The organism is Pedobacter sp. (assembly GCF_035566355.1).
Taxonomy (GTDB): Bacteria; Bacteroidota; Bacteroidia; order Sphingobacteriales; family Sphingobacteriaceae; genus Pedobacter.
Map to the genome: position 1 here is coordinate 1 of NZ_DATMRL010000082.1, position 13,787 is coordinate 13,787.

Consider the following 13,787-nt stretch of genomic DNA (forward strand, 5'->3'; position numbering starts at 1 on the left):
TGCCATCACCATTTAGATCCTGGTATTTGAAACCACCTGGAGCTGCACTAGCTTGTGTTGGGGAATTTGCTACATCTGCGGCATTTTGAAAAATGCCAGCGGTTTTATAACCATAGAACATTCCAATCGGGTCGCCCGCAATTGTCCTGGTTGCTAATGAACCATTTGTTATACCTGTGCTTCCGCTGTATATCGGAGTCAAACCAGAAAGTACAGATAGTACCTTATTTGCGTTATAACCAATGTTACCACCTATCGAATAGGTAAGTCCGCCGCCTGTTACATCACTCCATGCTGCAGATAACTCTACACCTCTGTTTTGTATGTCTGCCTGATTGCCAATAATTTGGTTGTCCTTGCCACCTAAGTCACCAGGTAATGGAATACCAAATATTGCTGCCGAAGTTTTTCTGTTATAAAAATCAGCTTCAACTGTTAGTCTGTTTCTTAGGAATGCAGCCTCTAAACCTATATCTGTACCAATTCCTTTTTCCCAAACAATAGCCGGAGGAACAAATGTGTTTACACTTGCACCAGGGACGATAATTCCGCCAAGGTTAGCCGCAAGGTCACCAGTTTGTGAAACAAGGCGTTGTGTTGGATTGATCGGAACGCTTGCATTACCAATTTTACCCCAGCTTCCTCTTAATTTCAGGGAGCTGAATAGGGTCTGGTCTTTCATGAAATCTTCGTTGGTAATCACCCATCCTGCACCTACTGAAGGAAAATAACCCCAGGTTTGACTTCCGAAAAACTGTGAGGCACCATCAGCACGTATAGAAGCATTCAGCATGTATTTGTTTTTGAAAGAATAATTGGCTCTTGCAAAATAAGATGCAAATTTAATGAGTGAGCCACTATCATTAACATTTCGTCCTGTCGGATCACCTAATGTCAGATATAAATCTGCTTCACTGTTAAATGGAACATTTTGAGCAGAGCCGTTTAAGGTGTAGGCCTTATTGCTTTGAGCAGATTGTCCTAATAATACGGTCAGGTTATGGTCTTCATTGAACGTGTTCTGATAGGTCAATGTGTTTTCTACGATCCAGTTCCTAGTTTCTACACGTTTTAGATCAAGGACGCTTCCATCACTTTTCTGTGCATAGGTCGCATAATATTTAGGACTGTATTTTCTAACCTCCATTTGACCAAATTCACCACCAAAACTAGTTTTAAAAGTAAAGTGTTTAGCAAACTTTAATTCAGCAAACATATTACCAGTTACACTATATTGTTTGGTTTGCTGATTGAAGAAGTCAATCGTTGCCTGGGGATTGAAATTGGCTCCATCACCCAAGTGCTGGTCATTTGGATCGCCATAACTTCCATCTGCATTAAATACAGAGACTGTTGGCGCCGCTGAGTACAACTGGTGATAGATGGTTAAAGGAACATCATTCGACTTACCTGAAACACCGGTAATATTATAACCAACTTTTAGATTTTTGAAAATCTGGATATCATTTGAAACCCTCGCTGTATATCTCTTGTAGTTATTGGTTTTTACAATACCATCCTGATCCAAATAGCCCAATGAAATGTTATAAGTTGATTTCTCAGAACCGCCACTAACTGATACATTGTGATTGGTTACAAAAGCATCACGAAGGATCTGATTGTACCAGTTGGTTCCTGCACCCAAATTTGACGTGTTTGCAAATACAGGATCTCCGCCATTTAAACTAGCCAATTCATTGGTAAATGTAGCATATTCGGTTGCATTAGCCATTTTTACCTGGTTGGTTACTTTTTGAAAACCTGCATAGGCATCATAGTTTACTGTAGTTGGGGCGCCGAGCTTACCTTTTTTAGTGGTAATCAAAACAACACCATTTGCAGCGCGGATACCATAGATCGATTGTGCAGAAGCATCTTTTAAAACACTCATGTTCTCGATGTCACCAGGGTTTAAAAAGTTAATATCACTGTACCAAACACCATCTACAACGTATAAAGGTGCCTGATTACCAAAAATGGTACCCAGACCTCTGATCCGAATTTGCGGCGTAGTACCGGGTGTTCCTGTATTAGTGATGGATACACCGGCAATTTTACCTTGTAATGCAGCTACGGGGTTAGTGGAAGCTTGTTTAGAGATCTCATCTCCTTTTAAGCTTGCAACAGCTCCTGTTACATCAATTTTACGTTGGGTTCCGTAACCTACAACAACAACCTGGTCCAGTTGCTGTGAAGCAGAAGCCAGGGCAACGTTGATGGTGGTTTGACCGGCAACGGCAACCTCTTTAGTCACGTAGCCGATGTAAGTAAACACCAGCGTACTGTTGGCCGGTGCGCTAATGGTATAGCGGCCGGCAGCGTCTGTTTGTGCTCCGGTTGTTGTACCTTTTACCATGACACTTACTGAAGGGATCGTTGATTTATCCGAGCCATCAGTAACCACACCTTTCACAGTAATATTCTGTGCAAAAGCGGCATTGATAAAAAGCAAACAAAGAAAAGTTAAAACAGAAAATTTTGTAAAGATTCTTTTCATGCTCGTATTATGTTTTGTTTAATTGTTTGTTAAATCTCCATTAGTTAATCTGCTATTACAAGCTTGTGTACCTCAACATTAATACATCACAGTGCAATTTCAGACTATCTCATACGTACAAACAATCTATGTTTTTGGTTCAAAAACATGGTTTTAATGCTATATGTGCAAATATTTGACTACATCACCGGCCGGAAAAAAAAAGTAAGCTACAATATTGGTTTTCTAGTCATGAGAGGTAATGTAGTAGTGGAAACGGTCGTAGTAATGACCGTTTCCTCATAAAACCGGGCTCGTAAAGCCCAGATTTTTCATTCCTGTTTTTACTTCGGGGGCACTCATAAACAAATTCCAAAGCAGCTTTGTCCTGTAGTTTTCAATCATTACAATTATCGGTCCCTGGTCAATGGCCAGGGTAGAAGAAGCGAACCATTGTTCTTGTAAAGAAAAGGCATCAACAAAACCATATTCTCTAAAGATCTTATCACCGAGTTTGTAATAAAAAAACTTGAGGGCCCGCATAGATTCTACAGGTGTGTATGGAAAAGAAGCGAGTGCCGCAGTTGGTGCAATTACTCCTTTATCATTAGTAGGCGAACTGGCAGTATATCCGTTAGGGATATCACTGGCAGTTAAGCCCCAGCAGTTTTCGCCATAGCCGTAATAATTAAGTGGATTGGTTTTACAATAATTGTAGTTGATCTGTGCTTGTGCTTTATTCTGGACTTCATAATTTGCGTAAATATCTGTTAATCCCAATGGATTGATACCGAGGAAAGAATAATGAGAAAAGAATAGCGGACCGCCCGCAGGGGGGCCAAGAGGTAATTGTACATTATAATAGCTGTTACCGTTTTTCATGCCCCCGTTTTGGGCCCAGCCATTGTCATAAACGGATCTGGGAATGGAATGTGTTGGAGAGGCGGCTGCCAGAACATAGGTAATCAGGGCCTCGTTCCAGCCGCGTACAGGCATGTTCATATCCCAATTGTAATTTGGACTCCAATGCCAATAGAGTACGTTTCCATTGTCTTTTCTATACCAATCCCATTCTACTCCATTGTAAATGTTATTGATATCTGTGCGTAAAGCCAATTCTTCAGGTATTCCCTGATTAAAATACTGCCGTGCGGTGAGTAGTCCCTGCATCAGGAAGGAAGTTTCGACTAAATCTCCGCCATCATCTTTCTGACTAAATGGGATTACAGCCCCTGTGTTTCCATCCATCCAGTGTGGATAGGCTCCATGAAAGCGGTTTGCAGTCTTTAAAAAAGCCACAATCTTTTGAATCCTTGCCAGCCCTTCAGCCCTGCTGATGAAATTTCTGCTTATGCCGGTTACCAGGGCCATAATGCCAAATCCCGTACCACCGGAGGTTACGAGATCACCCGAGGTATTCCTTTCTCTTGCCATTCCGCTTTTGGGATGGCCAAAATCATAGAAATATTTAAGTGTCTGCTGCTGGACTTTATTCAGCAGATCTTCGTCAGAGAGGATCGGAAATTTATCTGTATTGTCAATCCCCGTATTAAAGTTAATACTGACCGCATTTTGCAAATTGCCGTTTGTGGTAGACTTTAAGCTCGTGGCAATGGTTATGTTATAGGCTTTTATACCTTGTAGATTCGAACTCGGTTGAATAACAACGGTACTGCTGTTTTCAATGCTTGCAATAAAAGCAACGTTTGTTGCGCCAGTCAGGTCCTTAAAAAGGATATTTGAAGCAAGACCTGTTGGATTAATAGCATCAGAAAAAGTGATTTTAATGGTTGCGCCCACAGCAATATTATTAAAAGTACCGGTCTTGCCGTCTATAGTAATGGCTGTTTCTTTGAAAGAAGATGGGGCAGGGGGAGGAACTTCATTGCTTCCCTTTTTACAGGAGAAGTAAGTCAGGAGGCACAGGAGCAGGAAGAGATTTATTTTGTTCATTTGTTGAAGTTAGAACTGCCGGGGAAATCCCGGCAGTTTTCAAAGTGAAATAGGGTGGGCTAACGACCCGGGCCTTCAAGTATGGTTAATGCAGAGATTTCGATCACCGAGAGTGCTTTGTTATAAACCCTCACCTCATCAATCTTGCCTGGAAGATATCCAGCCAAATCCTGTGCAGTTGTTCCAGAGGTGCTGCTTGGTACGGTCATAAAATGAAGCGTTCCAAAAACAACAGGACCAATATTGGTGAAGCGGATTGGTCCCATACCAGCGACGGTGGTACTCCTGGCTAAAGTTCCGTTTACATACGACTTAAATGTCCCCGCTCCATCGTAGGTAATTACATATTGTACCCAGTTGTTGAAACCATTAGGCACCTCTTGTATATTATTGTCGAAAGTTGCGCCATTATCCTCATATATTGTTTTAAAACGTGCAAGGGTTGTTGTTCCGCCATTTTCAAAGAACACATTGATATTTCCCCAGAAGCCTTGCGTGTCGCCTAGTCCAAAGATTCCCGTTGCTCCGGTATTTTGAGAAGTATTTACCCAAAAGCTTACCGTATACTGCGTCATTGCCTTAATGGCTGCATTTGCAGGCGCAGTGGCATATGCTCTCTTGGTCGCATCCGGATTTCCTGTTAAGGCTTTTCCTCTTATCCCATCGGTAAAGGTCATGCCGGCATTGGTGCCGGTTGTTCCGCTTACGGAATCCTTAACACTGCCATCGTTAAATCCCCAATAGGCAATCAGATTAGCTGATGCCACCTGTCCTGCAGCGGTATAACCTCCAGCTACAGGAGGAACATCGCCTTTGGGAAAGATGTCATCGTTCTTAGCTTTTGTACATGCAAATAATACGGTACTTCCAATGATCAAACCTGCAAAACCTATTTTTAAATTTTCAATTTTCATCTTCTTATGATTTAGAGGTTATTAATAATTTGGGTTTTGAGTTAATCTGCCGCCGCTGAAATCACGTTGCTGCTGCGGGATAGGAAATACTTCATGTTTGCCGGTAACGAAAGGCTTGCCAAGTGCATTCATTACGGATGCTGCCTGTCCGGTACGCACCAGATCAAAGAATCGGTCTGCCTCCATAGCAAGTTCGAGTCTTCTTTCTTTCCAGATATCAGCTATAGTAGCCGAAGTTGTGGTAAGACCGGCTCGTGTACGCACTCGTTCTAATGGAGTCTTAGCATCCTGTCCAAGATGAGCAGCGGCTTCGGCATTGATCAGCAGCACTTCTGCAAACCTGATGATACGGATATTTTTAGGCTTGTTGTCTTTATCGTTGATCCCACCGCAGCTTTGAGTTTCGAGAAAGGGGCTATGATACCCTTTGTAATTGTATCTTTCGCCCACGACATCCGGACGTTTTGGAATTACAAAGCCATCCCATAAGGTCGTTGTGCTGACATCACTGGTAAAGATAATGGTCCCCGCTTTTCTAACATCACCGGGTTCATAGGCTGCTGCAAGATCTGCGGTCGGTGTATTTAGACCAAAACCAAGGTCTCCTGCGCTATACGTTTGACCACCAATAGTTTGTGAAGTGAAGCTGCCCCTGGGGCCTTGGAAATTACTGTAATTCTTGCTCACTGCATCACATGCAAGTCCCCCTGATGTTTGATTGGCATAAGGACCTGTCTGTACTTCAAATATAGACTCGTCGTTATTGGCTCCTTTTTCTCTGAAAATATCAGCATAGACTGGGGCAAGGCTGTAGTTGTTAGAAGTCATTACGGCTTTAGACATGTCGTAAGCGCCCTGCCAGTTCTTCTGATATAAATACACTTTAGAAAGTAAAGCCTGGGCAGCACCTTTGGTAGCCCTTCCTACAATTGCACCCGGGTCTTTTTTAGCAGGCAAGTGGTCGATTCCGAAAAGAAGATCATCTGTAATTACTTTATAGATCTCCTCTTTAGTGGCTCTGGTCTGAAATTCAGGATTGTTGGCTTCGGCCAGGGTGGGTGTTGTGGTTAACTTAACTACGCCACCAAATTCGCGGACCATATTAAAATATAACAAGGCCCGGATGAACCTGGCTTCCCCGCTTAAACGATCTCTTATGGCCACATCGATGGTACTTTTTTCCAATACACTGAGGGCTTTATTTGCAGAAGTAATTCCTTTGTAGTTGTCCACCCAAACATCGTTGAAAATGGACGTGTTTGAATTGTAGTTGAAATTATCAAGGAAGATCCCATCAAATCCAGGATCACTGGCTACAGAACCTTTATCAGAATCGTCTGAGGTGACATCTGCCAGTACAACAAGTTTAAATCCGACCGTTCCTGGTAGATAAAGATTGTTGTAGGCACCCACAACTAATTTATTTGCGGCCTCAGGATCAATAAGCGCTTGCTCTTCGGTAGTTTTTCCCTGAACAGGGACATCCAGAAAACTGCGCTTACAGGAGGCAATTAGCAACGCCGAAGCAACTAATGTTAGGGCGAGTATATAAAATATCTTTTTCATCATTCTTTAATTAAAATCCAACATTAATACCAAAAGCAAAAGTTCTGGTGGATGGGTAGGTGTTTAAATCTACCCCCTGATTAAGATTTGCACTCTCTGGCAGTGCTCCTGGTATGGATGCCTGGAGTTCTGGGGTAAAGCCTGTATATGAAGTAATGGTGAATAAATTTTGGGCGGTTAGAAATACACGCACATTGCTGATATGAACCTTGGTCAACAGTCTTTTAGGAAGGGTATAACCAAGTGTTAAATTGTTTAAACGTAAAAAATCGCCGTTTTCCACAAAATAAGTAGAGGCGGGTAACGCATCTTTTGTTGCCCTGGGTTCCGTAGTGCTTGGATTATTTGGTGTCCATCGGTTTTTGGCGATAAAAGCTTCAATATTGTCAGTGGCCTGATTTATTCCTCTCACCGCTTTTTTAGCATTGTAAATTTTACTGCCCTGGGTTCCGAAGAAACCGAAATTAATATCGAAATTTTTGTAACTCAGGCTACCATTTAGGCCGTACGTGTTTTTTGGCTGGTAAGAACCAGAAAATGCGCGGTCATTATCATCTATCTTCCCATCGGGCACACCATTTGGACCGCTGATGTCCTGATAGATCAGATCTCCGGCCCTGGCATCTTTTTGTGCAGAAGCGTTGATTTGTGCCTGATTTTGGAAAACTCCAATATTTTGTAATAAATAGTAGCCTCCTATAGGTTGACCATTATCTGATTTGGTGGGTCGGATGCCACCTACTGCGTCACCCAGCAGGGGCTGACCGCCATTTAATTTTTCGATAGCATTTTTGTTGTGGGCGAAGTTGCCGCTGATGCTGTACTTCCAGTCGTTGCCAATTTGATCTGCCCAGCTCAACGACAATTCCAGACCCTTGTTGGAAATGGTCGATGCATTGGTGAGCGCTCTTCCATCCGGATCACCTAAGATTGCAGGGAGGTTGACAAAAATCAAGGCGTTATTGGTTTTTTTGTTATAATAATCAATGGTTCCGGTTAATCTGTTGTTTAAAAAGCCAAAGTCCAGTCCGGCATCATATTCCGTGGTCACTTCCCATTTGATCTGGTCATCTATAATGTCTTCTAACCTGATGCCAAGCGCCACAGCCTGAGGGGGCGGGTATCCAAAATAATAGGGTTTATTGATGGCTGCTGTTGAAATGTAGAGAGAAGAAGGAATGTTATCATTACCTAAACGTCCGTAACTACCTCTTAATTTGAGGTTGCTTAGTACTTTTTGGTTGGCCAGGAACGATTCGTTGGAAATATTCCAGGCAAGACCTAAAGAAGGAAAGTTATCCCAGCGGCTGTTGGAACCAAATTTTGAAGTGCCGTCTGCCCTGTAACTAGCTGTTAGCAGGTAGCGGTTGTCGTAACCATAATTTAAGCGGGCCAGATAAGAGTTCCTGTGGTATTTATCACCTGTGTTGCTGACAGATTGAGTACCGCCGGTTCCGGCGTCCAGATACCACTGGTCTTTATTAACGGGGATATCCTTAGCCGATCCGACCATGTTGTTGGAACTGTATGCCTCTGCTGTAACACCACCTAAAATAGTGAAGGTATGTTTCTCTATGGTTTTGGTGTATGTGGCCGTATTGTCCCAGATCCAGCTGTTTTTATCGTTTTTGGTAAGGGTTAGCAAACTGTTTGGACGGACCTGGTTGCCGCCTATGACGTTGAACGTAGACAAATCTGGCAAAAATTTATAGCCATAGTCTGTCGACTTTAAGAAATCCAGGTCTATACCCATGGCTGATCTTAAAGTCAGGCCTTCTATTGGCTTGTATTCTAAGGCAAAATTGCCTTGTATCCGGTTTTCCCTTGCTGTATTGTCGGCTTTATCGATAGTTACCAATGGATTAGATACGTTTCCGAAAGCTGAAGTGTTTCCGTATAAGTCGCCAACTTTTACGGGTACAACAGGTGCAGCCCTATAAGCATTGCCAAAAGCGTCTGCCTGGGCACCTTTTGCTTTGCCGTTGGTATAGGATATCATATTGCTAAACTTCAGCTTTTTGGTAACCATATACTCGTTATTCACCCGAAAGGTAAACCGGTCGTATTTATTGCCGATTTGAATACCTTCATCAGACAACAGACCTGCACTCAGGTAATAATTGACCTTTTCGCTGCCGCCAGATAAAGAAAGGTTATGGCTTTGTATAAGACCTTTGCGAAGAATTGCATCATACCAGTCGGAGTTTGTGCCATTAAGTGCACTGGCTGGAATGAGGTCTGTACCACTCCCATAGTATTTGTTGGCTTCGTTCAGATAGCCTGCGTATTGATTGGCACCAGCCATGGGGACCAAATGAGCAGCCTCTCTGAATCCGATATTTGCATCGTAAGTAAATATATTTTCTCCTGATTTCCCCTTTTTTGTGGTGATGATCATTACCCCATTAGCAGCACGCATACCGTAGATGGCTGCAGCCGATGCATCTTTTAGTACATCGATGGTAACGATGTCTGAGTTGCTAAGGTTTCTGATATCGTTAGTAAATACCCCATCTACTACATAAAGCGGATCTGCGCCACCCAGTAATGTTCCCGTACCCCTCAATCTAACACTAGGTGAGGTGTTAGGCTCGCCGGAAGCAATCACCTGTACCCCTGCTACTTTACCCTGGAGTGCCTGTGTTGGTGTTTGTACAGGTTGTCTGGTAAGCTCTTCTCCTTTTACCTGGGAGACAGAACCAGTCAGATCTTTCTTTTTCTGTGTGCCATAACCCACCACGACCACTTGTTCAAGTTCCTGGGAGCTCGAGGCTAATATTACATTTAACGTTGTTCTATTGTTCACCTGTACCTCAGTTGGATTGTAACCAACATACGAAAATATCAGTGTGGCATTTGCAGGGGCACTTATCGTGTATTTCCCTGTTGCATCTGTTAAGGTTCCTGTCTGGGTTCCTTTTACTTTAACACTAACACCGGGCAGTGTGGTTTTATCTGCCCCGTCACTTACAGTTCCCCTTACGGTAATGTCCTGTGCAGCTGCGGTGTTCGTATTGAGCAAAAGAAAACATAGAAAAGTTAAAACAGAAAGTTTTGTAAAGAATCTTTTCATACGGTTTAAATTTAGTTAACTAAATTTGCGGCTCTAATTCCGGTAAACCAAATATAACACCTTCACATTATTACACAGTTTGTAAATGTGTAATAATCAATACTTTATACCGAATTGGTGCATGGTATAGAAGCGATGTTTTTTTATATCTCAGGTAAACAATAAAGAGCAGAATATACCAGTTGGGAAAAAACAAATGATGTATGGCCGAATGGCTATAGGAGAGGTAATGATGTAGTGCTATAACTCCATTAAGAACTCTACAAGGTTCTTATCGTGAGGGATATCCAGTTTTTTACGCAGCCTGTAGCGTCTGATTTCTACACCCCGGAGGGAGATGTTCAATAACGAGGCCATTTCTTTACTGCTCATATTCATATGAAGATAAGCGCATAGTTTCAGGTCGTTAGGTACCAAATCCGGGTGATTTGATTTGAGTTTTTTAAAGAAACTTTCATGTGCTTCATTGAAACTGCTCTCAAATAAATTCCAGTCCCGCTCGTCATTCATTCCGTCATCGATTACCTTCTGTATTTTGCGTAACTGGTCTTCAGAAAGTTTCTTGCCATTTTCATCTTTTAACTTCAAAATTTCACCGCTAATCTTTTGGAGCAGCTCGTTTTTATAGACTAAGCTCATAGCTGAATTGGCCAGTTCTCTGTTCTTCCCAGCCAGTTCTGCATGAAGCTTTTCAGTTTGCAGTTTGATGATCTGCTTTTCGTTGGCCTCTGCTTCTTTTTTTAGGAAGATTTCCTTTTCTGCCTGTAATTTAGCTGTAATGGCATGTTGATCTTTGAGTAACTTTTTTTCATAGAGTTTCTTTCCTAAGAACAATACCACTGCAACCAGTATAATATAACATACAATGGCCCAGTTACTGGCATAGAATGGAGGTAATATTCTGAACTCAAAAGCTGTGGTTTCACTTATGGTCTGATCGTTGATCTTAGCACGTACGAGGAACTTATAAGTACCACTTCCAAGGTTAGTGAAGTCCTTTTGAGAAGCCATGCTCCAGTCTGACCATTGTTTTGAATAGCCCTCCAGATAATACTGGAATTTAATCTTTGCCTGTCGGTAATAAGGAAGGGCATAGGATATTCTGATGTTGTTCCGGCTAAACGGAATCTCTATTGCAGATTCCGTATTGCCCATCTCACTAATGGTAAAATAAGTATCGGTAATGTCTTCAATTTTCCGGATCAGCACAGAAGGCAGGGGACTTTTTTTGTTTTTTTGAGTATCGAGTTCATCATAGATTACAAAACCATCATCTACACTGATCAGGTAAATATGGTCACTTATTTTGCTGATGTTCTCATAATATTGGACCATCCGGCCGTCAAGTATACTAAATCGATTAGAATCGATGTCTATTTTACCGGGCTGTCCAAAATTAGCCAATGCCATTTTGCCATGATTGATGAACCAATATTTTTTACTCCCGGCACTGATGATTTTATTCGAGCTGGCAAAAGAACCCAGGGCTTTATTTAACGCAGTATATTTACTAAAACGGTTACTGATTTCATCGTAGGTCAGGAATCCCTCATCAGAAGAATACAACAATTTACTCTCCAGCATAAAGAGATTAATATTGTAGCTGCTGGGTAATCCATGACTTTCATCATAATACTTTACTGAAGTCACTTTCTTAAAATCAGCACTTAGTGTAAGCTTGTATAGTCCCTTATAGGCATGGCTTACCCAAATATCCCCTTTTGAATCCCTTTCAATATAGCGGGAGGGTTCACCGAAATTTTCGATCTTCCAGAAATACTTCCATAGACCGGCAGCATCTTTTTTAAATAGCACCAAGCCGTTATATGCCCCTTGAATCAGATAGTCTTCATTGAGTTTTTTTATGGTCCAGCCCCCGCTGATACTGCTGATCTTTTCTATTGTATTTCCGGTTACATTAAAAGTGCCGTCGTTATGTCCGCAAAGTAATTGTCCGTCAATAAGACTAAGGTCCCATACCTGTCCCTGCGATTTGGGGATGAGTTTAAAATTAAAGGAATTAAAAGAACGACCTTTACTATTGGTCCATGGGCTGTAAAACAGGCCCTGGTTGGTACCCAGATAGATCATGTTTTTATAGATCAGGCTAGAGTACACAGTTCCGAATAACCCTGTTTTGTCAAAATAGAAATAAAGCGGAGAATTGAGTTCCACCCGGTCAATACCATTATCCAGTCCGGTCCATAAATTTTGTTCATCGTCGGCATAGATACTTAACACAGTATTGTTCTGAAGACCTGTTGATTTATTGATCTGCTGAATAATGTTTCCGTCCTGATCGATGATGATCAATCCGTTAAGGATAGTACCGTAAGCGTAATACTTGCCAAGTATCCTGGTACCGTTGTTGAGCTGATAGGTTTGCAGAAATGAATTTGCGGGGCTATTGAATGTGCTGTACTTCTCGCCATCGTACAAAAACAAGCCGAATTTATTGGTCCCGATCAGCAATTGGTTATCCTTATACGGAAGGATAGAGAGCACATTCCCAGGAAGCGGCGGACCAGAATTTTTTAACGCAGTCAGCTGATTACCTTTTAGCTCGAAGAGCCCCTTGCCCAATGCTTCTATAATGAACCTTTTTCCCGCCTGGTGGAGAAACAGGAAATTAGATGGTGCTTTAACTACACTGATCTTTTTGTCCTGGTAAATGAAAATACAGGTAAAGGATTGAAAAATGACCCTTTCACCATCAATATAGATTTTCCAGATCTCATCGGTCATCTTATGCTTTTTAGGGATAAGACCAATAAGAGAGGTGTATTTCAGATGCTTATCGACGGTTTTCCAGTAGCCAAACTCTCCAAAACTACCGGTATAGATGGTGCCATCCGGCGCTGCGACAACAGAACGTACAATTTGACCATTTGGCATTTTGTATTGTTGCCAGTATTTTCCATCAAAAGCGAGTAAACCCTGGGCATTACCAAAGTACATCACCCCATATTTGTCCTTAGTCACGGACCAGTTCTGGTTACCGGATAAGTAAACCGACTTTGGATAATTCTGAATATATGGAACCCCTACACTTTTAATATCCTCTGCTCCGGCTTTAAAAACCAGAGTCATGGTGAAAATTAAAAGAAATTTCAGGGTTCCTCTGATCATGAAACCTTGTTAACGGGCTGCGGAACTTTTACATAATAACCAGTGCCATCATATGGACGCCTGCGTGGATTGGTCATACAGGCCGTTGAACAGCAACCCAGTAATTCTGTTCCACAATCATCACATTGGGTAATGTGCTCATTGCATTCTGGATTGGCGCAATTGATCATCTTTGGTGTTACCTTTCCGCAGTTGTAGCATTTTGATACTACTGTTGGGTTCACTGAATTTACATCTACAGCAATGCGGTTGTCAAAAACATAACATTTGCCTTCAAAGTCTTCTCCTCCGGCTTCTTTGCCATATTTAATAATTCCTCCGTGAAGCTGATAAACGTCACTAAAGCCGTGGTGGAGGAGTAAAGCGGATGCTTTTTCGCATTTAATTCCTCCGGTGCAATAGGTCAGTACTTTTTTGTCTTTGTACTGGGCCAGCTCATTGATTTTGTCGGGGAAATCGCGAAAATTCTCTATATCCAGAGTTACCGCATTTTTAAATCTGCCCAGGTTGTGTTCATAGTTGGAACGTACATCCAGGATCACTACATCTTCCTGATCAATCATTTTTTGAAATTCTGCAGGCTCCAGGTGTTTGCCCGTCTGCCTGTTCGGATCAATAATATTGGGATCGCGAAGGCCTGAGTGTACAATTTCTGATTTATAACGGCAATGCATTT

General features: G+C 42.0%; 7 protein-coding genes. All 7 read right to left on the reverse strand.

Annotated features, from left to right (window positions below; translation table 11 throughout):
- Positions 1-2,497, reverse strand: a 2,497-nt coding sequence (locus VNZ46_RS03090; protein ID WP_325558611.1) for a SusC/RagA family TonB-linked outer membrane protein, incomplete at its 3' end; no start/stop codon positions are given.
- A 279-nt stretch (positions 2,498-2,776) separates the two neighbouring features.
- Positions 2,777-4,429: a glucoamylase family protein gene (locus tag VNZ46_RS03095; RefSeq protein ID WP_325558612.1), complete on the reverse strand. Its 1,653-nt coding sequence runs from the start codon at positions 4,427-4,429 to the stop codon at positions 2,777-2,779.
- A 59-nt stretch (positions 4,430-4,488) separates the two neighbouring features.
- A complete protein-coding gene (locus tag VNZ46_RS03100) occupies positions 4,489-5,343 on the reverse strand; it encodes a LamG domain-containing protein (protein ID WP_325558613.1) in 855 nt (284 codons plus the stop codon).
- Between the two features lie 21 nt (positions 5,344-5,364).
- Positions 5,365-6,912: a RagB/SusD family nutrient uptake outer membrane protein gene (locus tag VNZ46_RS03105; protein ID WP_325558614.1), complete on the reverse strand. Its 1,548-nt coding sequence runs from the start codon at positions 6,910-6,912 to the stop codon at positions 5,365-5,367.
- Positions 6,913-6,919: 7 nt separating this feature from the next.
- Positions 6,920-9,982, reverse strand: coding sequence for a TonB-dependent receptor (locus VNZ46_RS03110; protein WP_325558615.1), 3,063 nt, complete (start codon positions 9,980-9,982; stop codon positions 6,920-6,922).
- A 240-nt stretch (positions 9,983-10,222) separates the two neighbouring features.
- The gene (locus tag VNZ46_RS03115; RefSeq protein ID WP_325558616.1) at positions 10,223-13,111 is read right to left on the reverse strand and encodes a ligand-binding sensor domain-containing protein; all 2,889 of its coding nucleotides are present in this window, start codon (positions 13,109-13,111) and stop codon (positions 10,223-10,225) included.
- Positions 13,108-13,787 (reverse strand): rhodanese-related sulfurtransferase (locus VNZ46_RS03120; RefSeq protein ID WP_325558617.1); only part of this gene is annotated, 680 nt, incomplete at its 5' end. The genes VNZ46_RS03120 and VNZ46_RS03115, both read right to left, overlap by 4 nt.

Bases quoted from the DNA above. Each gene is read 5' to 3' on its own strand.
- VNZ46_RS03095 (WP_325558612.1), bottom strand. From the start codon at position 4,429: ATGAACAAAATAAATCTCTTCCTGCTCCTGTGCCTCCTGACTTACTTC.
- VNZ46_RS03100 (WP_325558613.1), bottom strand. From the start codon at position 5,343: ATGAAAATTGAAAATTTAAAAATAGGTTTTGCAGGTTTGATCATTGGA.
- VNZ46_RS03105 (WP_325558614.1), bottom strand. From the start codon at position 6,912: ATGATGAAAAAGATATTTTATATACTCGCCCTAACATTAGTTGCTTCG.
- VNZ46_RS03110 (WP_325558615.1), bottom strand. From the start codon at position 9,982: ATGAAAAGATTCTTTACAAAACTTTCTGTTTTAACTTTTCTATGTTTT.
- VNZ46_RS03115 (WP_325558616.1), bottom strand. From the start codon at position 13,111: ATGATCAGAGGAACCCTGAAATTTCTTTTAATTTTCACCATGACTCTG.